We start from the raw sequence: 20,803 nt of genomic DNA, 5'->3' as shown, positions 1-20,803 counted from the left end.
TTTTTATCAGACCGGCGCTCTAATCATTTATTCTTACGCATGCGCTGCCCGGAAACCGTTTTAAACAATTCGGGATGCGCTCAGTATTCAATGGGCACCAGAGTTTCAGCGGTGATGCCATTTTCTGTTATTTGGCATCGAATGGCCCAAGCCTCAACCCCGGCCGCTCGTGCGCGTTCAAATGCGCGGGCATAAGCCGAATCAAGATCGCCTGAGATGCTGAATCTGTCGCAATCGCTTCGCTGGATAATAAACACCATCACGCCCCGATATCCAGCGGATACGACATCAACAAGTTCATCAAGATGTTTTGCACCGCGCGCGGTGACAGTATCGGGAAATTCGGCAAGGGAAGGTGTGCGGATGAAGTGGACATTTTTCACTTCGACATAGGCGCGGGGCTGCTCACCTTCATCAAGTAGAATGTCGATCCGCGAGTTTTTGCCATATTTCTGTTCGCGTTTGAGAAGCCCGTAGTTTTTTAGATCAGGAATCATGCCGCAAAGAATGGCTTCTTCCGCGATCTTGTTTGGGAGTCCCGTATTGACGCCGACCAGTGTGTTGTCTGCTTCAACGATCTGCAATGTATGTGGATATTTGCGGTGAGGGGCGTCTGAGACGCTCAACCAGACGCGGGAGCCGGGAGCAGTCAATCCGAGCATGGAGCCAGTGTTGGGAACCGATGCGGTGATGAAGCGTCCATCGTCGAGCGTGACGTCGGCTAGAAACCTTTTATAGCGCCGCTCTAAGCGACCGGTGACAAGGGGAGTTTGAAAAAGCATGAGCCGGTGTAGGCTCATGATTGCTTTGTTGCAAGTATGTGCGGAGGAGTATCAGAACAGTACCTTGGCGACGTCCGCCCAGCTCATATCTGCGCCGAGCACAAGCATTGCTGCAATAAGGCCTGCACTGAGCAGTGTCAGTGTTGTTCTTGTTTCACTGGTCATCTTCACCACCAAATCATCTCTGTGTTGGTATGAATTTTGCGTGGGATTTAGCCCGCAATGTGATGTGAAGATGGCTATTCGGGGCAATTTGCGGGCAATTTATCGGAGGGCTGAACGGGCACCAAAGCGCCTATTCCTTCACCCAGTTGAAGACCAGTTCTTCGCGGAACGCAAAGCGCACGATGTGGCTTGCGACGACGTCTTCCATTTGAGAGAGGCTTTCTTCAGGTGCCTCGACCGTTGTGACGAGATTTTCCGGATTAGCATCCATTAGTACCACGCGATTCTCGCCAAGATCGATTCGACCATGCTCGGGTGTGAATTCAACGGTGAATTTATGAGCCCAATGTTTGCACAGCTGCTGTAAATAGCGACTGGCATGGGCGGTCGGTACGATTGCTTTGGTTTTAGCCATAATCTTGCTGTCCATTTTCAAGTTTTACGGACAGTGCGTAACATTGCTGTCGAAGCTATGTCACTTACCAAGATATCAACTTTTCGGGAGAAAAATAAAACCAGCAAGTGGTACGCCCAAGGGGAATCGAACCCCTGTCTGCGCCGTGAAAGGGCGCTGTCCTAACCGCTAGACGATGGGCGCCTGTTGCTGGTGTGGGTCGGCTTATAGGCAGGAAATTTCAGACGCGCAAGTCCTTTTTTAGAAAAAATCAAAGAAAATTTTCGTGGGCGAGCTTTCTGTATGATTCTTTGAAAACAAGGAGATAGGGCGGCTTGTGCAAAAACAACATGAACAACGAAAAACGTTGGCGGTCCTTGTGGCCTTCAACGTGCAAGCTGTGGATTATAGTATTCTGGAAAAGAAAAAACCAGCAAGTGGTACGCCCAAGGGGAATCGAACCCCTGTCTGCGCCGTGAAAGGGCGCTGTCCTAACCGCTAGACGATGGGCGCCTGTTGCTGGTGTGAGTGGGCTTATATTCAGGAAGATCCTGACTCGCAAGCCCTTAATATAACTTTTCTAAAAAAAACTTGTCGGATTGTCGTTTTCTTCTGGAAAAGCGGAGTGGGGAATCTGGCAACTATATGAAAAATAACAAAAAAGCCGGACTTTTGGTCCGGCTTGATTTGCTGTGATTACTTTTTACAGCTCCAGTTCCAGTCGCGTTCTGGACCTACATCGACGTGGACTGAGGTTGTATGGCAATAGGTGCCGACACCGCCGCGGCCTGTCATGTTGCGCGCATAGCGGGCGATCTCATGCTTTGAAACACCATCAATCTGAATGTCGGCTGCTGCACAAATCATATGAAGCGATTTGCGGGCACCATTGACCTTGCGGTTATAGGAAGGGCTACGATAGCCGGAAGTGACCATGACAGGTTTGCGGAAGTGCCGTTCCATGGTCTTCAGCATAGTGACGAGCTGAGGCTTAAGGCAGGCAACATCGACTGTTTCGCGCTGAACCTTCAAGCCATTTGGTGCGAGCCGCGCAAGACCCGGTGCCGATGCTAGCTGAACGGATGCGTAATCATCATATTCGTTCGCATCGATATCGCTGTCGTCATAGATGCTCTTGCGATGCTTGATCTCGAAGCCGCCGTTCGGACGCACGCCAGGTAGGGTGTAATTATATTCGTGCTTCGATTTTCCGGCTGGCCTTATAACTGCGAGCTTCTTGTTCTGCGACGTACCAGAGCTGTTTGCTGATTCATCGGTGAAGAGACGAGCGATGCTGCCTTGGCTTGCTGTTGAGGCGGGGCGCTGGGGCGCTGCATATGCATTGGCATTTTTTGCAGAGCCAAAAAGCGATGTCACTTGAGTAGGTTTCTCTGATTCGGCAGGTTTTGGCGCTTCGGCTTGTTTGGCTTCTTCCGCAGTAGGCTTAGCTACCTGTGCGGTAGCCTGCTCTTTTGTCTCTTCAGGTTTTGCAGTCTCAGTTGTTTCGGGCGCCGTTGTTGAATTTACAGGCGGCTCAGCTGGCTTTTTGCCAAACATGCCAAACAGGGAAGTGGATTTCGTCTGTGGTGCGAGAGCCGCAACCTGAATAGAGCCGTCTTGGGTCGGTTGCGCGTCGTTTGCCGCTGCTGTTGCTGGCTTTTGTGCTGTATCAGTTGATTTTGCTTCGGCGACAGCGGCTTTCGCCGTTTCAGTCGTTGCGTCAGCCTTTTTCGTTTCAGCCTTACCTGCGTCTGCTGCTACTTCGGCGGCAACTGTCTGATCGGCAGCACTTTGAAGAGTGTCGGCAATCATGGAACCATCGGCGTTGTTCGTCATTTGTAAAGGCGAAGTGCCGTTGCCAGTCGATGTGCAGGATGCGAGTACAAGTGCGAGCAAAGCTACGCTGCTTGTCAGCAATCTGCCGGTCTTCCGGTGTGAAGGTTCTGCAAATTTCAATGTCTGCTCCAGCTCGACGTCCCGGCTGTTTTATCAGCTTATCGGGATTTATCAGTCTGACGAACCGGAAGCCCGTGCCCGCCTGGTTTCGGGAGATCAAATCCCCCATGTGAGTCTCGCCAATTTTAAAGAAGGCGATTTTACTCACGGAAACCGGTCATTTGTACCGGGGTAGATAAACCAAGATTTTCAGCACTTTATAGCGATTACACCACATATGTAGGCGCATTTAAGCGTGAATATACAAATCACTCAGTGATAAGTAGTAACTAATTTTTAGGATTTTTAACTGTCAAACGCAACTATTGAATGTGCTATGTGTTTCATAAGCGCTTATTAGGTCGTTCAATTACAGCGATATAACACAATATTACTGCTTGTAATTTTTGGTTATACTTATTTATCATTCATACATCCGTCGCCGCGGAATGAAGCCAATCGCAACTCACTTGTTGACATGATGCATCGAGTTAGTGCTATCCATTCCGCACTATACTATCTGTGACGCGCTAAGTAATGTACTAGCGTCTTCAGAGCACCAGGATCGGAACCGGACATATGACCAAAAGCACACGGAAGTTTGCCAATCTCATGCTGGCAGCAACAGCCGTGGCGCTTCTCGCGGGTTGTGCCGGTGGGCCTGAGTTTCAGGGTACGCCTCAGGAAGGTGCCAAGCGCACCGATACCTATCCGACCTTTGGCCGAATGCCAAAAGCTGCGACTACACAGATTACGCCCGAAGAGAAGGCGCAGATGATGTCCGGCCTTGATTCTGACCGCACGCGTCTTGCGGCCACACGTTCTTCCAATGCAGCTCTCACGCCAGCTCAGGCTGCTGCTTTGCGCAAACAGGCGCAGGAAGAAACAGACGCCACCCTCAAGCAGATCGAAGCCGGGGAATAGCGGGCTTTTCTTTCTATAAAAGCTTCGTCGCAGAACTGTAACAAGTCTCGACCCGATTCGATAACAGGTGTATAGCTCCTAACCCGGCGCATACGCGCCGTTTCATTCAACTCCCTTCTGGAACAGGATCATGTCGGAAGAATTTCATAAAGTCCGTCGCTTGCCACCTTATGTCTTTGAACAGGTAAATCGCCTGAAGGCATCGGCGCGAGCGGCTGGAGCCGACATCATTGATCTCGGAATGGGTAATCCTGATCTGCCGACGCCAAAGAACATCGTCGACAAGCTTTGCGAAGCTGTTCAGGACCCGCGCGCGCATCGATATTCGTCGTCGAAGGGCATTCCCGGTCTTCGCCGTGCGCAGGCACAATATTATGCGCGTCGTTTTGGTGTGAAGCTCAACCCGGATACACAGGTCGTTGCGACGCTTGGTTCCAAGGAAGGCTTCGCCAATATGGCGCAGGCGATCACGGCGCCCGGCGATGTCGTGCTTTGCCCGGATCCAACCTATCCGATTCATTCGTTCGGCTTCATCATGTCGGGCGGTGTGATCCGTTCGATTCCGGCAAAGCCGGATGAGGATTTCATTCGTGCGCTGGATCGTGCGGTCAAGCATTCCATTCCAAAGCCGCTCGCGCTTATCCTTAACTTCCCGTCGAACCCGACCGCTTATATTGCTACCCTTGATTTCTACAAGGATGTGGTCGATTTCGCGCGCAAGAATGATCTGATCATTCTGTCGGATTTGGCTTATTCGGAAATCTATTTTGACGACAACAACCCGCCGCCATCGGTTCTTGAAGTGCCGGGTGCGATGGATGTTGCTGTCGAGTTCACTTCGATGTCGAAGACGTTTTCGATGCCGGGCTGGCGCATGGGCTTTGCGGTTGGCAATGAACGCCTCATTGCAGCTCTGACGCGCGTTAAATCCTATCTGGATTATGGTGCGTTTACGCCTATTCAGGTAGCAGCCACCGCAGCACTGAATGGCGACGGTACTGACATTGCTTATGTTCGGAATGTCTATAAGCAGCGTCGCGATGTGCTGGTCGACAGCTTTGGCCGTGCAGGCTGGGATGTGCCGCCACCAGCGGCAACCATGTTCGCATGGGTTCCGATTCCAGAGCGTTTCCGTGCGCTGGGCTCGCTCGAATTCTCCAAGCTTCTGGTTGAAATGGCCGACGTGGCTGTTGCGCCGGGCGTAGGCTTTGGCGAACACGGTGATGAGTATGTTCGTATCGCATTGGTCGAGAACGAACACCGCATCCGTCAGGCTGCTCGTAACATCAAGCGCTTCCTGTCCGCCAAGGACGAGAATGTGCAGAACATCATTCCGCTTGAAGGTCGCCGTTAAGCGATTTTAACCGGACAAAGCAGGGGCCGCCTTTTGGTCGGCCCTTGTTTCCCACCACATAGAAATTCAACGAATCGGAAAGACAGAACAATGAGTGATGCATTGCGGATCGGCGTTGCCGGACTGGGCACCGTTGGTGCTTCGGTGTTGCGTATTCTACGTGACAAGGCCGAAATGCTCACTCGTCAGTGCGGCAAGCAAGTTACAGTTACTGCGGTGAGCGCACGCGATCGAACTCGTGATCGCGGTGTCGATCTTGGTGGCATTGAATGGTTTGACGATCCGATCGAGCTTGCCAAAAGCGCTAATATTGATGTTTTCGTTGAGCTGATCGGTGGTGATGAAGGCGCGGCCAGATCGGCTGTTGAAGCTGCATTGCGTGCAGGTCATCATGTCGTGACCGCCAATAAGGCACTTCTCGCAAAGCACGGCGTGGCGCTTGCCAAGATTGCCGAAGATAAGGGCGTTCTTCTCAATTTTGAAGCAGCCGTTGCTGGCGGCATTCCCGTCATCAAGGCGATGCGTGAATCATTGACCGGCAACACGGTTTCGCGCGTTTACGGTATCATGAACGGCACCTGTAACTACATCCTCACCCGGATGTGGGAAGAGGGTATTTCGTTTGAAGATTGCCTCGCAGACGCGCAGCGTCTCGGTTATGCCGAAGCTGATCCGACCTTTGACATTGAAGGCAACGATACGGCGCACAAACTTGCGTTGCTCACAAGCCTTGCATTTGGCACCCAGATTGCAGCCGACGACATTTATCTTGAAGGCATCAGCAATATTTCACTGGCCGATATTCGTGCTGCTGACGAGCTTGGCTATCGTATTAAGCTGCTCGGCGTTGCGCAGAAGACCGATACCGGTATCGAACAGCGCGTGCATCCAACGATGGTTCCAACCTCGTCGGTAATTGCACAGGTCCATGGCGTGACCAATGCAGTTGCAATCGAAACTGACCTCTTGGGTGAGCTGCTGCTTTCCGGCCCGGGTGCCGGTGGTAATGCCACGGCTTCGGCTGTGATCGGCGATCTGGCAGATATTGCCAAAAGCCGTCCTGGCTTCCAGCACGGCCCGGTTTTCGGAACACCTGCGAAAGCCTTGCAGCCATATAAGCGCGCGAAGATGCGCAAGCATGCGGGCGGCTATTTCATTCGCCTGACGGTTTATGATCGTATCGGTGCATTTGCTGGAATTGCCAAGCGTATGGCTGAGAATGACATTTCGCTTGAGTCAATCGTTCAACGTCCTTTGATGGACAGCGACGTAAGTGACGGCATCAAGACTGTCATCCTTGTGACTCACGAAACGACAGAATCCGCTGTGAAGAAAGCTCTTGAAGCAATTCTCAAGGACGATCATCTGGTCAACAAGCCACAGATGATCCGTATCGAACGCGCAGGCTGATTATATTCAAGAGTGTCGCCGCTCTTGAAGGGCGGGAACGTCTTTGCTAAGAAGCACCCATCGGAATAGTCCGGTTTAGAGACAAATTTGGAAAAGGAGGGCTGTAATATGGATGTGACGCGTCACGACCGTCATCGTCAGTATGGCCCTGATTTTGCCCTGCAACAGTAAATTGTGCAGGGCCGATTAAGACTGAAACAAAGGTCTTTTTCTGCCTTTTCTGAGGGCTCAGCTTCAATTGCTGTAGCCGCAAATTTGCAAGCATGTTGATTGAAGCTGTTTGAGAACTGCTCGTCAGTGCTTGGTCAAATTGGGCCTATCGCCATGTCTCTTATATCTGTTCAGAATCTTTCGCTTAGCCTCCATCAGACCTTGTTTGCAAACCTCGATTTCGTCGTAGGCGATGGCGAGAGGCTTGGTATCGTTGCCGCCAATGGTCGTGGAAAGACCAGTCTTTTACGATTGATCGTCGGAGAGGGTGAGCCCACCAGCGGTACAATCACGCGCTCGCGTGGGCTCAAAATCGGTTATGTCAGCCAGTATGTGTCAGACGATCTGATGGATCTGTCTTTCTATGACGTTGTTCTCAGCGGACTGGATGAAGACGCACGCGCTTATGAAAGCTGGCGTGTTGATATTGTGCTTGACGATCTCAATGTTCCGGCTGAATTGCGTGAACTTGCAATTCGGCAGTTGAGTGGTGGCTGGCAGCGGCTTGCGCTTCTGGCACGCACATGGGTGTCCGAGCCTGACTTACTATTGCTGGACGAGCCGACAAACCATCTCGACCTTGAGAAGGTGCATTTGCTGGAAAACTGGCTTGATGCGCTCCCGCGTTCAGTAGCCGTCATTGTTTGCAGTCATGACCGCGCCTTTCTTGATGTGGTGACGAAACGCACGCTTTTCCTGCGTGCTGATAAGTCGTTCGTCTTTGCGTTGCCCTATAGCCAAGCGCGTGTGGCGCTTGACGAGAAAGATGCGGCTGACGCCCGCCAGTTTGAAAAGGACATGAAGATTGTCCAGCAATTGCGCAGACAGGCCGCGAAGCTCAACAATATAGGCATTAATTCGGGAAGTGATTTGCTGGTGGTGAAAACCAAGCAGTTGCGTGCGAGAGCCGAGAAAATCGAGGAAAGCGCGAAAGCAGCTCATGTCGAACGCTCTGCTGGCAAGATCAGGCTCGATGGTCGGGGTAGCCATGCCAAGGCACTGATCGTTATCGATCAGGCCGAGATCGCGACTCCTGACGGTCGCCCCCTCTACAAAACCGGGCAGTTGTGGGTAAATCCCGGTGACAGAATTGTGCTGCTCGGCGCTAACGGTACGGGTAAGACGCGATTGCTCACACTGGTTCGTGAAGCAATCCTTCAGCCGGAACAATCGCTTGCGGGCATCAAAGCGCCGCCTTCACTCGTGTTGGGCTATAGTGATCAGGCTTTATCCGAGCTGAATGGTAACTGGACGCCATTTGAGACTATCATGAAGCGTTTCGATGTCGGCGACCAGCGAGCACGATCCTTGCTTGCCGGCGCCGGTATGACGCTTGAGATGCAGGCGAAACCTTTGTCGCGGCTTTCGGGCGGACAAAAGGCGCGGCTTGCCATGCTGGTTCTGCGTCTGACCAAGCCGAACTTCTACATTCTCGATGAGCCGACCAATCATCTGGATATCGATGGGCAAGAAGCGCTGGAAGCAGAACTGTTGAGCGATGAAACAGCAAGCCTCATCGTATCACATGATCGCAGTTTCGTGCGTAACGTTGGAAATCGTTTCTGGGTAATCGATAGAAAAAAGCTGGTCGAAGTTGATAGCCCAGAGTTTTTCTTCGAAGCAGCTTTAGGTTGATCTGCAGAAGCTTCTTCTGGTTGCTTTCAGCTTTCTGGTCTCAATGGTTGGGTGTGTTCGTTCACGCCCGACCAAGACATGAAACCAAGTGTGTGACCTTAAATCGATTAAGCGCTTGAGTGCAAAATCTTTTTACCCTTCATTCTCTTGCAGGCGGCAGGGGACTTTGACAAAAGATTTGCATATTGTCGCTATAAGTGACGACACTGTCGTTCTGTCGACGCAGCAACCTCATTCGAATTCAGGACTTTGTTCACATGGCCAAGACCGCAGAGCAGCAACCGCATGGATCAGCCCAGGGACTGGATCGCATTCTCACACTCGAACTCGTTCGTGTGGCAGAACGCGCGGCAGTGGCTGCAGCACGCCTTCGTGGACGTGGCGATGAAATGGCTGCCGATCAGGCCGCAGTTGACGCCATGCGTCAGGAGCTTAATCGTCTGCCGATTGCTGGTACCGTCGTAATTGGTGAAGGCGAACGCGATGAAGCGCCGATGCTCTATATCGGTGAAGAAGTTGGCACCAAGCAGGGGCCTGATGTCGATATTGCGCTCGACCCCCTGGAAGGTACGACGATTTGCGCCAAGAATCTTCCGAACTCGCTGGCTGTTATCGCCATCGCTGAGAAGGGGAATCTGCTCTATGCGCCAGATGTTTACATGGAAAAAATTGCTGTTGGTCCAGGTTATCCGAAGGGCGTTGTCGATCTCGATGCAACACCTACCGACAACATCATGGCCATTGCAAAGGCCAAGGGCGTAAAGCCACATGAAATTACGGCCTGCATTATGGATCGTCCACGCCACGCGCGTCTGATCGAAGAAGTGCGTGCGACTGGTGCGTCCATTCGTTTGATCGGCGATGGTGACGTTGCGGGTGTTATGCACACGACCAATCCGGATGAAACCGGCATCGATATTTATATCGGTATCGGTGGTGCGCCGGAGGGTGTGCTGGCAGCTGCTGCATTGCGTTGCATTGGCGGCCAGATGCAGGGCCGACTTCAGCTTAATTCTGATGAGAAAATCGCACGCGCGGCCAAGATGGGCATTTCAGACCCGAAAAAGGTCTATACGCTGGAAGAGATGGCGAAGGGCGACGTGCTTTTTGCTGCAACCGGTGTGACGGATGGTAATATGCTTTCTGGCGTCAAGTTCGCCCGTGATTATATCCAGACCCACACAATCGTCATGCGCTCAAGTTCGCAGACGGTTCGTGAAATCAAGGCACGGCATCAGGATTTGTCGAAGTTCTAACAGAGCTATCATAGGGTTGTTTAAAAGGCGGCATTGCAAAAATGTCGCCTTTTGTGTCTTTAAGAAACCATGACAACAGAACGCTTTTTTCTTGGTATCCGGAAATCCGTCACTGGCCAGAAGTGGATGGACCGGCTCGGGCCTCGTGAGGCCAATACGGCGCTCGCAATCGCGCAGCATCATGGCATTTCCGATCTGGTATCGCGCGTGCTTGCAGGGCGCGGGGTTTCTGTTGAAGGTGCGCCGGAGTTTATCGATCCGAGCTTGCGCAATCTGATGCCAGATCCAGCGATGCTGACCGATATGGATAAAGCCGCAAACCGCATCGCCGACGCTATCATGCGGCGCGAGACGGTTGCGATTTTCGGTGACTATGACGTTGATGGCGCATGTTCATCCGCCCTTATGGCGCGGTTTCTGAAACATTATGGTATCGCGCATTCAATCTATATTCCGGATCGTATCTTTGAAGGCTACGGCCCGAACCCCGATGCCATGCGTGAACTGGTCGCAAAGGGCGCCTCGTTAATCGTGACGGTTGATTGCGGCACCAACAGCGCGCCGTCGATTACGGCTGCAAAAGAAGCTGGTGCCGATGTCGTGGTTATCGACCACCATCAGGTGGGCGGTGATCTACCGGATGATGCGGTGGCCATCGTCAACCCGAACCGCGAAGACGATATTTCACAGCAGGAGCATCTGTGCGCCGCGGGCGTTGTTTTTCTGACGCTTGTTCAGGTGACAAAAGTTTTGCGCGAACGCGGGAAGGGGGCCGGGCCGGACCTTCTTTCGCTGCTCGATTTGGTGGCACTTGCGACAGTTTGTGACGTGGTTCCGCTGAAAGGTGTCAATCGCGCTTTTGTCGTGAAGGGGCTGCTGGTTGCGCGTAGCCAGAGCAATGCGGGACTGGCAGCGCTTGGCCGGGTTTCGCGCATTGGAGAGCCGCTCAATGTTTTCCATCTTGGTTATCTGATCGGCCCGCGTATCAATGCCGGGGGACGTATTGGTGATGCAGGGCTGGGCGCTCGGTTGCTTACACTGGACGATTCAACCGCTGCTGATCCAATTGCCGCAGAACTCGACCGACTCAATCTGGAGCGACAGGCTATGGAAGCCGAAATGCTGATTGAGGCCGAAGCGGAAGCTTCACTTGAGCTTTCAGGCGGTGCAGGTGCATCGGTGATTGTGACGGCAAGTGATCGCTGGCATCCGGGTATCGTCGGATTGCTGGCATCGCGGCTCAAAGAAAAGGCGCGTCGGCCTGCCTTTGCCATTTCATTTAATGCGAATGGCATTGGCTCGGGGTCGGGGCGTTCTATTTCCGGACTTGATCTTGGCAAACTGGTTCGCGGTGCGATGGAGCGCGGGTTGCTGGTAAAGGGCGGTGGTCACGCCATGGCAGCTGGTATTACCATTGAGCGCGGCAAGCTTGGTGCGCTTCGTGCATATCTTGAGGAAGAATCGGCTGATACGGTCGCAAGGCTTCGTGAAAATCAGAGTCTTTCGATTGACGGGGCGGTTGCTGCTTCGGGCGCGACTGTTTCGCTTTATGAATCGTTGCAGAAAGCTGGTCCTTTCGGCTCAGCGCATCCACAGCCGGTGCTTGCACTTCCGCATCATATATTGGCGGATGTGCGTTTAGTTGGACGGGATCATGTGCGTGTTGCTCTGCGTGGCGCAGATGGCAAACGCGTCAACGCGATCGCCTTCCGCGTTGCTGAAGGCGATCTGGGGCGGTTTTTGTTTAATAATATCGGTCAGAGTGTCCATATTGTTGGGAATCTTTCGCTCAATCACTGGAACGGTTCAGTCACTCCTCAGATACAGATTCTGGATGCAGCTGTGCCTATTTGAATTTTCTCAACTTTTTTGTCTTCACGCTCTTGTGAAAACGGGGAGCGAATTCCCATATAATCACGGACTAATATATTCTGTGATTACTCTATTGGGAGATACTTATGCCGGGTTCCGGAAACCGCCTGACCAAACTGACCGCTGCAATGGTCCTTGGGCTTATAGCCTCTTTTGCCGCTGTTGATTTCGCCGAGGCTCGCCGTGCTGGCGGGGGCGGTTTTGGTAGCCGTGGTGCGCGTACATATCAGGCGCCTGCACCGACGCGCACTGCACCAAACAATGCAGCGCCTATGGAACGTTCGATGACGCCAAATACAGGTGCAACCCAGACCAATCGTCCGGGTGCAGCGGCAGGCACACAGAATGCAGCTGCGGCTCGTTCTGGCGGCATGTTTGGCAATTTCGGCCGTTCGATGCTCGGTGGTCTCCTTGTTGGTGGTCTGATCGGCATGTTGCTGGGTAATGGCCTTGGCGGTATGGCCGGCATGTTAGGCCTTCTGTTGCAGGTCGCTGTCATTGCGCTGATCGCGATGTTCGTCATGCGCATGATTGCAAATCGTCGTCAGACGGCAGCAGCGGGTGCAGGCAACGCCGGTGCTCAGCCTTTTAATGCTGCACAGGTTTTTGGTTCTGCAAAGACTGCTGCACCACCGTCAAATACTACAAGCCGCACGCCTTCGGTAAATCCCTTTGGCGCTAAGCAGGAAGAGACCCCGGTTGCAGCTGCGGTTGAAGAAGAGCCAATGGATGTTGGCCAGGAAGAACTGGATCGCTTCGAGCAGATGCTGTCAGAAATCCAGACCGCTTATGGCCGTGAGGATTATGCAGCACTCCGCAAGCTCGCAACACCGGAAGCCATGTCCTACCTGGCTGAAGAACTGGGTGAGATCGCTTCCAGCGGTATGCGTAATGAAGTCAAGGACGTGAAGCTGCTTCAGGGCGATGTTTCCGAAGCATGGCGTGAAGGCAATGTCGACTATGCGACTGTCGCCATCCGTTACTCGGCTATCGATGTTATGCTTGACCGCAATACAGGCGCTGTCGTTGAAGGCAACCCTGATGAGCCGGTTGAAAGCGTCGAAGTCTGGACGTTCACCCGCGTTGATGGTAGCGACTGGTTGCTCGCAGCGATTCAAGGCACCGAATAAGCCTAACAGTTTTAATGAAAAGGCCCGGTCGAGATACCGGGCCTTTTTCTTGATTACCAGCTGCCGATATTTTCGGCCGAAGCCCATGGCTCCTGCGGAGCGAGGCGCTCACCCTTCTGGATCAGTTCGATGGAAATGCCGTCGGGTGACTTGATGAAAGCCATGTGGCCGTCGCGTGGTGGACGGTTGATTGTGACGCCAGCGTCTTTCAGCTTCTGGCAAGTCTCATAGATATTATCGACCGCATAAGCGAGATGGCCGAAGTTACGGCCACCGGTATAGGTTTCCGGGTCCCAGTTGTAGGTAAGTTCCAACTCTGGAGCGCGTTCCGCCTTGGCCTTATCCTTGTCTGATGGCGCGGCAAGGAAGATGAGCGTAAAGCGACCTTTCTCATTTTCAGTCCGGCGAATTTCTTCAAGGCCAAACTTGTTCACGTAAAAATCGAGCGATTCATCAATGTCGCGAATTCTAACCATCGTGTGCAGATAACGCATAGTCTTCTCCTGGTTCGCATGTTTGCCGGTTGTAGGATTTAACGCTTTCCCCAGAGAATGGTTCAGCTTTTCGTATCCTTCCGCCCGGTTTCCATTGCACGGCTTGAAAGAGCAATTTCGTGGATAGGCGGCTTACGTGAAAACGCAAGTAAACAAGTTGTCGAATTGCCATGCTGCCATATGTTTTCGACGAGGTGCTTGATACGGCAATTTTCAATTTTAGAAATTGGCAAATTAACGCTGAGAGCACAAAGCCTGTGATCATCTTCATGACAGCAAAAGTTTAGGCTTGCCGCCTCCGGTTAAGGAAGTGTTATTCTTTGGGCAAGAATCAGGACAGAATCGCAACGGAACAAAAGAGGAGGGACGAGCGCATGGCGGACAAATCTGTGTCGAATGACCAGTTTCGCAGTCAGGCCTCCTCAGAAGAGCTAGGCGAACTTATTGAAGTGTCCGGCCACATCAAGTGGTTCGACGTTGCAAAGGGGTACGGTTTCATCGTTCCCGACCAGCCTGGGCTTTCCGATATTCTCCTTCATGTCACATCGCTTCGCCGCGATGGCTTTCAAACAGCGCTCGAAGGCGCGCGTATCGTTTGTGAAGTGCGCAATGGCGATCGTGGTATGCAGTGCTTCCGCGTTCTTTCCATGGATACGTCTACAGCAGTTCATCCGGCTCAGATGGCGCCACAACGCACGCATGTAACGGTTACGCCATCAAGCGGACTGGAGCGCGTGATTGTGAAGTGGTTCAACCGCACCAAGGGCTTCGGCTTTCTGACGCGCGGCGAGGGCACAGAAGATATTTTCATTCATATGGAAACGCTTCGTCGCTTCGGCATGATGGAACTGCGCCCCGGTCAAGTCGTTCTGATCCGTTTCGGCAATGGAGACAAGGGCCTCATGGCTGCGGAAATCCATCCAGATATTGGCACGGCGATTCCGGTTTCTCATTGAGCAGCCCACCAAAGCTCATAGAATCACTCTATCTCTTCGCTTAATGCATCATCCAACGCAAAAACGTTTCGCACTTTTGCTGGAGATGATCGAACTCCCATTTCATATTCTGTAACAACCGGGTGATGCTGGCGACTTAGTCTTGCCGTACTACAACCTCGTTGTTATCTTCGCGGCTCAATCGCACCATTCGTGAGCGCCCGTGACAGCGCAATTGGCACGAACGCGCAGCACGAGAGCAGGGTATGGGCCGGATTCTTTTCGCATTCGCTTTTCTATTTTTTGCTGTTTCTGCCCATGCGCAGGAAACCAAGCCAATGCTATTGCCTTTGGATAAAGAACCGCTGACCTTCGTTACCTCAAAGGGCAAGGTTTCATTCGGGTTGGAGATTGCTGCTACAGATGAAGCGCGTATGCGTGGTCTGATGTGGCGAACCGATTTTCCGAAAGACCGCGCGATGCTCTTTGTTTTCGGCGAAATGCGGAGCGTGATGATGTGGATGCAGAACACGCCTTCGCCGCTGGATATGGTTTTTCTTGAGGATACCGGCCATGTGTCGGCGATCCATGAAAATGCAGAACCGTTCTCCGAGGCCATCATTTCTTCGCAAGGGCCTGCGGCTTATGTGGTTGAACTTCTGGCCGGGACTGTTAAACGAACCGGTATCAAGCGTGGTGACAGTGCGATCCACAAGGCCATTTGTGGTGAGTGTCGCAGTTAAGCCTGTCAAAAATCCCGCATTCTGAAATTCAAAAGGAATACAAAATTGAGCGCGCTCGATATCGAATATTTCGAACATGATGGTCTGCGTCTTGCGTATCGTCAGGACGGAGAGGGCGATCCGATCCTGCTCATTCACGGCTTTGCCTCGTCAAGCATCGTCAATTGGGTGTCGCCGGGTTGGTTCCGCACTTTGACTGAAGCAGGTTATCGCGTGATCGCCATCGATGATCGTGGCCACGGCTTTTCTGCAAAGAGCCATGAGGCAGCGGATTACACACCGAGCGCCATGGCGGGTGATGCCGCGGCTCTGCTCGATCATCTTGGTATCGAAAAAGCGCATGTCATGGGATATTCGATGGGCGCGCGCATCACTGCGTTTCTGGCAATCGAGCACCCCGAACGTGTTCATAGCGCCGTGTTTGGCGGTCTTGGCATCGGCATGGTGACGGGCGCGGGCGACTGGGAGCCAATTGGTGAAGCACTTCTTGCAGAAGATCCATCGACCATCACGCATCCACGCGGGATGATGTTCCGTAAATTTGCCGACCAGACCAAGAGTGATCGAATTGCGCTCGCGGCTTGTGTCATTACATCCAAGGAACTGGTTTCTGCCGAGGCAATTGCGCGCATCATGCAGCCGGTCCTTGTAGCGGTGGGCACGACAGATGATATTGCAGGGAGCGCTCAAGAGTTGGCAGATATGCTGCCAAATGGCCGGGCGCTCGATATTCCTGACCGTGACCACATGTTGGCGGTGGGTGACAAGATTTATAAGAAAGGTGTTCTGGCCTTTCTCGAAGAAAACCCTCTCTGAGTTCGGGCGCGATACGCTAACGACAGCGATAAGATTTATGCGGTGTAAAGGCACGGCATTTTGAGATATGTTGTCTGCCGAACTCGCATTGCAATGCAGGCTTTATGGGCAACGGGAGTGTTCAATTGTCTGCAATGAGCAAAATTGGAGTATGCATGATGTCCGTTCGTTCGAACGCAAAATTGTCCCCTTCGTTGGGGCAGGTTGATCCGATCTGGCATTCCATTCGCGCTGAAGCGGAGGAAGCGGCCAAGAACGATCCCGTGCTTGGAACGTTTCTGTATGCGACGATCCTCAATCAATCGACGCTCGAAGATGCAGTGATGCATCGCATTGCCGAACGTCTTGGTCATGCGGATCTGAGCGCGGATATCCTGCGTCAGACTTTTGATGCGATGTTTGAAGCCAATCCGGAATGGTCGCATATAGTGCGCGTCGATATACAGGCCGTGTATGACCGCGATCCGGCTTACAGCCGTTTTATGGACCCAATTCTTTATCTGAAGGGTTTTCATGCCATCCAGACGCATCGTCTGGCTCATTGGCTTTATAAAGAAGGTCGTAAGGATTTTGCTTATTACCTGCAAAGCCGTTCGTCTTCGATCTTCCAGACTGATATTCATCCGGCTGCAAAGTTTGGCAGTGGGTTGTTCCTTGACCATGCGACCGGGCTTGTGGTGGGCGAAACGGCTGTCATTGAAGACAATGTTTCGATTCTGCATGGCGTAACGCTGGGCGGTACGGGCAAGGCCAGTGGTGATCGTCACCCTAAGATTCGCCATGGTGTGCTTATCGGAGCGGGTGCGAAAATTCTGGGCAATATCGAAGTTGGCAATTGCTCAAAAATTGCGGCTGGTTCTGTCGTGCTGAAACCTGTGCCGAATAATGCGACGGTAGCTGGTGTACCGGCAAAGGTTGTCGGGGAAAGTGGTTGTTCCGAGCCATCGCGCGTTATGGACCAGACGCTAGGCGAAGCAGCCTTTGGTGAGCACATGTATGGCGAGGGTATTTAGCCCGGCATAGTTCCCATAAATCGTAACGATCTGCCGCGTCTGGTCTTTTCATCAGCGCGGACTATATCCACGATTAGTCATCCAAACTAACGGTGTATGCGCTGAGCCGCTCATGCGTTAGTGCTTTACATCAAACAATGCCGGGTGCATTAAACCGGCCTCAATTCAATATCAGGAGAAGCCGGTTGAAACCCGAAGAACTCAAGAAACTCGACGCATATTTCAAGCGGACTTTCAACAATCCGGGCCTTCAGGTGAAGGCGCGTCCGCGCAAGGACGATTCCGCTGAGGTATATCTGGATGATGAGTTCCTGGGTCTCGTCTATAAGGACGAAGACGAAGGCGAACTTTCCTACAACTTCTCGATGGCTATTCTTGACGTCGATCTTTAAGATCCGTCTTGATTGATGAACCAGAACGCCCTTTCTGCTTTGCAGAGAGGGCGTTTTTTATTGGCTTGATGGTCCGAGGAGCGTTCTCTACAAAAGTTGGCGCTGATTGAGGAAGGTGGGAGAAATCATGATTGATTCATTTGCGCGCCATGTTTTGGGTACTGCCGCAGCCCTATGTTTGGGCCTTGTGGCTTCCTCTGCGCTAGCGCAGGCGATTGACGATGACGGTACCTGTCCCGAACTGGCCCAGAAAATGAGCAAGATTTATTTTGGTTTTCCTGAGATTGTTGATGGTTCCATTGAACGTTTTGCCAGCTGGAAGGCATCTTGTGCCGCTAAGGCTCCTGCGGGACAGGGAAATGTCGTCGCTCTTTGTCAGGGCAAGCTTCAAGGTGAAGGCAATGTCTTCTTCTGGATCAGGGCAGCCGTGGAAGCTGAAAGCAGCGGCTATGAAATCTGCGATTGATCATGGCGCAAGAAGACAGAGATAAACAGCTGCCTATCTGGCTTAATATCCGCAATCGTGAAAAGCGCGATATTAAGCCGGATCCTGAAAATCGACCGCAATCTGAAATGCGAAAATTTTCGTCGGGTTCGCTTTGGGCCAGTACAGTGCTCGGGGGACTGGTGTCGTTCTTTTTGCTTCGTAGTGCTTTTAATAACGTAACCACAGGAAAAATGGCGGTTTCATCGCAGATGGGGAGGCTTCGCAGCACCTATTACTGGCCGGATGATTGGGGATTTTTCTCGACAATTGTTGGCTTCAAAGTGCTCGCCGGTATCATCTTCCTTGCGGTAACACTCTATTGCCTGAAAGCCGCATTCCGTTCGCATGATAATTAGCGCATGTTGTTCCAAGAATTTGTGATGGAGGAAAGCTCATGCCGATCTATGCGTATAATGGTCACAAGCCTGAATTTGCCGACCGGGCCAGTAATTGGATTGCACCGGATGCAACGCTGATTGGTAAAATTCTCGTTGGCGAGAATGTCGGCTTTTGGTTTGGAGCGGTTCTGCGCGGCGATAATGAGATGATCTCGGTTGGTGCGAACACCAATGTGCAAGAACACACCATCATGCATACGGATATTGGGTTTCCGCTCAGCATTGGGGAGGGCAGCACGATTGGCCATCGCGCGATTCTTCACGGTTGCACAATTGGCGATAATAGTTTGATCGGCATGGGGGCCATTTTGCTCAATGGTGCGAAGATCGGGAACAATTGCCTCATAGGCGCGGGCGCGCTGGTGACAGAAGGCAAGGAGTTTCCGGATAATTCGCTGATTGTCGGCTCGCCAGCGCGCGTTATTCGCGAGCTTGATGTTGCCGCTGTCGAAAAGCTGAAGTTGTCGGCCAAGCATTACGTCGAGAAAGGCCAATCTTTCATGCGTGGTCTGGAACCGGCATAAGCAGAATCTGATAAATATAAATAGGGACGGGGAATGACGACCCGTCCCTTTTTAATGTGATACTTGATGAAAATCAGTTGCGGATGCTGCTGACGAAGGTTTCGCGGCCATCCTTGATAGAGACCCAGGTGCCAGTGTTGGTCGTCGATTGGCGCTTAAGATAGGTGTAGTCGGTTTCGTTCCAAAGGCGCACACGCTGATCGAGATTGTCGAGAATGAAGTCGCCGCGATCTGTGCGTACCGTCAGAACCGCATGGCCTTCGCCATTTGCCTGACGAACGACTGTCATCAGGAGCGTGTTGAGAGGGATACCGAGTGCAATCAGCTCGCGGCGCTTGAGCAACATATAGTCATCGCAATCGCCAGCCGTGGTTGGGTATTCCCAATATTCCTCGCGGCCCCAGACGTCCATATCGGTGCGTGGTGCGATTCGTTCATTGACGCTGGCGTTAACAGCGATGATTTCTTGCCAGACTTTCTGATTGAGCGTCAGCGGTGCGCTGTTAGCGCTGGTGATCTTGCACTCTGTGTCATGGCGCTCGCAAAATTCATAATGGCCGATCGGCTGAGATGTACGCTCACCCGTTGGCATCCAGTGCGACTTAGATGCTGGATTCGCTGCTTGCGCAAAAGCCGTACCTAGTATCAGCAGGATTGCTGCGATGATTGTTTGCTTCGTCATTCTTTTGTCTCCCTGTTGGAAACAAGAATGCGTGCAAGACTTTGAGGGCTGGGAAATTCAGACGCGAAAATGCGAATCTAATTTGAATAAAACTGCGCGGAACTCAGCAATGTTTTGTTCAGAAATGGCGCGTTTAAGACCATTTTAGAGGGTTTTATGGCCTTTTGATGCCCAAATTGCCCAAAAATGCGGTTTGCCAATCCGTAACCTTAGTGCGCGTTTACCTTTATATTGCTGACCTTAAATGTTTCCAGTCAGGCTTTTCCGCCGTTGATGACCCGGAGAGCTGGCATATTGTGCGCAGGAACCGGCGTACCCCAGCGGCGTGTGCTGTTTGCTACATTGACGGTCATCACGGAAGGTTTGCGGACCTCCTGCTCAATGATTAGATCGGGGGCAAGCGGTTCAACACTGTTAAGATGGCCCAAGACCAGTGGATCAGCACCGGTCCATGCGACATCACTAAGAACAACGATGCTGCCAAGCAGATTGATTCTTCCGCCTTCACCTCTTTCGAGCGGTGCCAGCAACATCTCAAAGGCTAGGCTGCGCCCTGAGAGACTAATGCCGTCATTCTGGCTCAAAGCCGGGACCAACAGAGAATCAATGTTTCTGGCAAGTTCGTTAAGGGCAGAGCGATTGCGTTCAGGCCAGAGTGACAAGAACCGAGTGGCTTTAAGTTCGCGACCGAACAGGGCACAAACGCGTGTGCCCGCGAGGCGGAACATCAGGTCACCCGTTTCATCTTCTTCAAGAATGAACAGATCCGACAAATGCCGTCCGAGCTTGCGAGGCTGGATCAGTTCGCGCTGCGGCGCATGGAGCGCGTTACCCTGACTTAAAGCCAGTCGCTGCCATTCGCTAAAGATTGCGATCGTGCTGCGGTTTTTCATTATGCGCTGCTTGCCGTTTTATCCTGATTTCGGGCAGTGCCCGTTGGTCAGCGCATTAAAATAGTATTAACGGCGAGGGCGCCAGCTTAACCCTTTCTTCATCCACTAGGGTTGGTTGTTAAGGTTAACAAGAAGTAATAGTTGCAAAAGTTCTTTTATAGCAGTTTGATGGGTTGTCAGTTGAAGCCATTGTCTTGGTTGGCTTTTTTCTGATCTCCAGATTCTGTCTCGCAAAAGTCAGACATTTGCGACAAGGCCGTACGGGATACTCCGGCGGCCTTTATTTTTAACGAATTGTCACTTATCAAGAATCCATATCCAGATGAGCGCGGCCGCCAAGAGCGATCAGCGCGACAGGT

At 52.2% G+C, this 20,803-nt stretch carries 21 protein-coding genes and 2 tRNA genes; 15 read left to right on the top strand and 8 right to left on the bottom strand.

Annotated elements, in window-relative coordinates; genetic code table 11:
* Nucleotides 1-80: 80 nt before the first annotated feature.
* The 5 genes from sfsA to KMS41_06370 form a co-directional block, all read right to left on the bottom strand.
* Nucleotides 81-782: a DNA/RNA nuclease SfsA gene (sfsA, locus tag KMS41_06390; GenBank protein ID QWK76758.1), complete on the bottom strand. Its 702-nt coding sequence runs from the start codon at nucleotides 780-782 to the stop codon at nucleotides 81-83.
* Between the two features lie 295 nt (nucleotides 783-1,077).
* Nucleotides 1,078-1,362, bottom strand: a complete 285-nt coding sequence (locus tag KMS41_06385; GenBank protein QWK76757.1) for a DUF2218 domain-containing protein — start codon at nucleotides 1,360-1,362, stop codon at nucleotides 1,078-1,080.
* 108 nt (nucleotides 1,363-1,470) lie between these two features.
* Nucleotides 1,471-1,545, bottom strand: a tRNA-Glu gene (locus KMS41_06380).
* A gap of 234 nt (nucleotides 1,546-1,779) precedes the next feature.
* Nucleotides 1,780-1,854 (bottom strand) — tRNA-Glu (locus tag KMS41_06375).
* Nucleotides 1,855-2,037: 183 nt separating this feature from the next.
* Entirely contained in the window at nucleotides 2,038-3,297 is a 1,260-nt protein-coding gene (locus tag KMS41_06370; protein QWK76756.1) for a DUF882 domain-containing protein, read from the bottom strand.
* Nucleotides 3,298-3,855: 558 nt separating this feature from the next.
* On the opposite strand from KMS41_06370, the gene KMS41_06365 reads away from it, so the two are divergent.
* From KMS41_06365 to KMS41_06335, 7 genes are all read left to right on the top strand, one after another.
* Entirely contained in the window at nucleotides 3,856-4,200 is a 345-nt protein-coding gene (locus KMS41_06365; protein QWK76755.1) for a hypothetical protein, read from the top strand.
* 130 nt (nucleotides 4,201-4,330) lie between these two features.
* Nucleotides 4,331-5,554, top strand: coding sequence for an LL-diaminopimelate aminotransferase (locus KMS41_06360; GenBank protein QWK76754.1), 1,224 nt, complete (start codon nucleotides 4,331-4,333; stop codon nucleotides 5,552-5,554).
* A gap of 90 nt (nucleotides 5,555-5,644) precedes the next feature.
* The gene (locus tag KMS41_06355) at nucleotides 5,645-6,964 is read left to right on the top strand and encodes a homoserine dehydrogenase (GenBank protein ID QWK76753.1); all 1,320 of its coding nucleotides are present in this window, start codon (nucleotides 5,645-5,647) and stop codon (nucleotides 6,962-6,964) included.
* Nucleotides 6,965-7,288: 324 nt separating this feature from the next.
* Complete coding sequence (locus tag KMS41_06350) at nucleotides 7,289-8,809, top strand: ATP-binding cassette domain-containing protein (protein QWK76752.1); 1,521 nt, start codon at nucleotides 7,289-7,291, stop codon at nucleotides 8,807-8,809.
* 257 nt (nucleotides 8,810-9,066) lie between these two features.
* Nucleotides 9,067-10,065: a class II fructose-bisphosphatase gene (gene glpX, locus KMS41_06345; GenBank protein QWK76751.1), complete on the top strand. Its 999-nt coding sequence runs from the start codon at nucleotides 9,067-9,069 to the stop codon at nucleotides 10,063-10,065.
* Between the two features lie 69 nt (nucleotides 10,066-10,134).
* Entirely contained in the window at nucleotides 10,135-11,919 is a 1,785-nt protein-coding gene (recJ, locus tag KMS41_06340) for a single-stranded-DNA-specific exonuclease RecJ (GenBank protein QWK76750.1), read from the top strand.
* Nucleotides 11,920-12,023: 104 nt separating this feature from the next.
* Nucleotides 12,024-13,067, top strand: a complete 1,044-nt coding sequence (locus KMS41_06335) for a Tim44 domain-containing protein (GenBank protein ID QWK76749.1) — start codon at nucleotides 12,024-12,026, stop codon at nucleotides 13,065-13,067.
* Nucleotides 13,068-13,120: 53 nt separating this feature from the next.
* Here the strand turns inward: KMS41_06335 and gloA are convergent, their stop codons facing one another.
* Nucleotides 13,121-13,561, bottom strand: coding sequence for a lactoylglutathione lyase (gene gloA / locus KMS41_06330; GenBank protein QWK76748.1), 441 nt, complete (start codon nucleotides 13,559-13,561; stop codon nucleotides 13,121-13,123).
* A gap of 374 nt (nucleotides 13,562-13,935) precedes the next feature.
* Here gloA and KMS41_06325 point away from each other — a divergent pair, with 374 nt between their 5' ends.
* The 8 genes from KMS41_06325 to KMS41_06290 all read left to right on the top strand — a co-directional run bounded on the left by KMS41_06325 (nucleotide 13,936) and on the right by KMS41_06290 (nucleotide 18,869).
* Nucleotides 13,936-14,517: a CspA family cold shock protein gene (locus KMS41_06325; protein ID QWK76747.1), complete on the top strand. Its 582-nt coding sequence runs from the start codon at nucleotides 13,936-13,938 to the stop codon at nucleotides 14,515-14,517.
* Nucleotides 14,518-14,762: 245 nt separating this feature from the next.
* Nucleotides 14,763-15,239 (top strand): DUF192 domain-containing protein, encoded by a 477-nt coding sequence (locus KMS41_06320; GenBank protein ID QWK76746.1) that lies wholly within the window; start codon nucleotides 14,763-14,765, stop codon nucleotides 15,237-15,239.
* A 45-nt stretch (nucleotides 15,240-15,284) separates the two neighbouring features.
* On the top strand, nucleotides 15,285-16,055 hold the full coding sequence (locus tag KMS41_06315; GenBank protein QWK76745.1) for an alpha/beta hydrolase: 771 nt from the start codon (nucleotides 15,285-15,287) through the stop codon (nucleotides 16,053-16,055).
* A gap of 158 nt (nucleotides 16,056-16,213) precedes the next feature.
* Nucleotides 16,214-17,068 carry a serine O-acetyltransferase gene (cysE, locus tag KMS41_06310; GenBank protein ID QWK78792.1) on the top strand — a complete coding sequence of 285 codons (855 nt, stop codon included), beginning with the start codon at nucleotides 16,214-16,216 and terminating at the stop codon, nucleotides 17,066-17,068.
* A 185-nt stretch (nucleotides 17,069-17,253) separates the two neighbouring features.
* On the top strand, nucleotides 17,254-17,460 hold the full coding sequence (locus tag KMS41_06305; protein QWK76744.1) for a DUF3126 family protein: 207 nt from the start codon (nucleotides 17,254-17,256) through the stop codon (nucleotides 17,458-17,460).
* A gap of 127 nt (nucleotides 17,461-17,587) precedes the next feature.
* Nucleotides 17,588-17,926: a hypothetical protein gene (locus KMS41_06300; GenBank protein QWK76743.1), complete on the top strand. Its 339-nt coding sequence runs from the start codon at nucleotides 17,588-17,590 to the stop codon at nucleotides 17,924-17,926.
* Nucleotides 17,927-17,928: 2 nt separating this feature from the next.
* Entirely contained in the window at nucleotides 17,929-18,303 is a 375-nt protein-coding gene (locus tag KMS41_06295) for a hypothetical protein (GenBank protein QWK76742.1), read from the top strand.
* Between the two features lie 38 nt (nucleotides 18,304-18,341).
* Nucleotides 18,342-18,869 carry a gamma carbonic anhydrase family protein gene (locus tag KMS41_06290; protein ID QWK76741.1) on the top strand — a complete coding sequence of 176 codons (528 nt, stop codon included), beginning with the start codon at nucleotides 18,342-18,344 and terminating at the stop codon, nucleotides 18,867-18,869.
* Nucleotides 18,870-18,942: 73 nt separating this feature from the next.
* Here the strand turns inward: KMS41_06290 and KMS41_06285 are convergent, their stop codons facing one another.
* Both KMS41_06285 and KMS41_06280 read right to left on the bottom strand, forming a co-directional pair.
* The gene (locus KMS41_06285) at nucleotides 18,943-19,551 is read right to left on the bottom strand and encodes a transglutaminase-like cysteine peptidase (protein ID QWK76740.1); all 609 of its coding nucleotides are present in this window, start codon (nucleotides 19,549-19,551) and stop codon (nucleotides 18,943-18,945) included.
* A gap of 254 nt (nucleotides 19,552-19,805) precedes the next feature.
* Nucleotides 19,806-20,444 (bottom strand): PAS domain-containing protein, encoded by a 639-nt coding sequence (locus tag KMS41_06280; protein ID QWK76739.1) that lies wholly within the window; start codon nucleotides 20,442-20,444, stop codon nucleotides 19,806-19,808.
* Nucleotides 20,445-20,803 lie beyond the last annotated feature (359 nt).

Origin of the sequence: Ochrobactrum sp. BTU1 (genome assembly GCA_018798825.1) — a bacterium.
In the GTDB taxonomy this organism is placed as follows: Bacteria; Pseudomonadota; Alphaproteobacteria; order Rhizobiales; family Rhizobiaceae; genus Brucella.
This window is presented reverse-complemented; position numbering and strand designations above follow the sequence as displayed.

Coding starts and splice junctions, on each gene's coding strand:
- KMS41_06385 (QWK76757.1), bottom strand. CDS start 1,362: ATGGCTAAAACCAAAGCAATCGTACCGACCGCCCATGCCAGTCGCTAT.
- KMS41_06350 (QWK76752.1), top strand. CDS start 7,289: ATGTCTCTTATATCTGTTCAGAATCTTTCGCTTAGCCTCCATCAGACC.
- KMS41_06325 (QWK76747.1), top strand. CDS start 13,936: ATGGCGGACAAATCTGTGTCGAATGACCAGTTTCGCAGTCAGGCCTCC.
- glpX (QWK76751.1), top strand. CDS start 9,067: ATGGCCAAGACCGCAGAGCAGCAACCGCATGGATCAGCCCAGGGACTG.
- recJ (QWK76750.1), top strand. CDS start 10,135: ATGACAACAGAACGCTTTTTTCTTGGTATCCGGAAATCCGTCACTGGC.
- KMS41_06355 (QWK76753.1), top strand. CDS start 5,645: ATGAGTGATGCATTGCGGATCGGCGTTGCCGGACTGGGCACCGTTGGT.
- gloA (QWK76748.1), bottom strand. CDS start 13,561: ATGCGTTATCTGCACACGATGGTTAGAATTCGCGACATTGATGAATCG.
- KMS41_06280 (QWK76739.1), bottom strand. CDS start 20,444: ATGAAAAACCGCAGCACGATCGCAATCTTTAGCGAATGGCAGCGACTG.
- KMS41_06290 (QWK76741.1), top strand. CDS start 18,342: ATGCCGATCTATGCGTATAATGGTCACAAGCCTGAATTTGCCGACCGG.
- KMS41_06285 (QWK76740.1), bottom strand. CDS start 19,551: ATGACGAAGCAAACAATCATCGCAGCAATCCTGCTGATACTAGGTACG.
- cysE (QWK78792.1), top strand. CDS start 16,214: ATGTCCGTTCGTTCGAACGCAAAATTGTCCCCTTCGTTGGGGCAGGTT.
- KMS41_06335 (QWK76749.1), top strand. CDS start 12,024: ATGCCGGGTTCCGGAAACCGCCTGACCAAACTGACCGCTGCAATGGTC.
- KMS41_06360 (QWK76754.1), top strand. CDS start 4,331: ATGTCGGAAGAATTTCATAAAGTCCGTCGCTTGCCACCTTATGTCTTT.
- KMS41_06295 (QWK76742.1), top strand. CDS start 17,929: ATGGCGCAAGAAGACAGAGATAAACAGCTGCCTATCTGGCTTAATATC.
- KMS41_06320 (QWK76746.1), top strand. CDS start 14,763: ATGGGCCGGATTCTTTTCGCATTCGCTTTTCTATTTTTTGCTGTTTCT.
- KMS41_06300 (QWK76743.1), top strand. CDS start 17,588: ATGATTGATTCATTTGCGCGCCATGTTTTGGGTACTGCCGCAGCCCTA.
- sfsA (QWK76758.1), bottom strand. CDS start 782: ATGCTTTTTCAAACTCCCCTTGTCACCGGTCGCTTAGAGCGGCGCTAT.
- KMS41_06365 (QWK76755.1), top strand. CDS start 3,856: ATGACCAAAAGCACACGGAAGTTTGCCAATCTCATGCTGGCAGCAACA.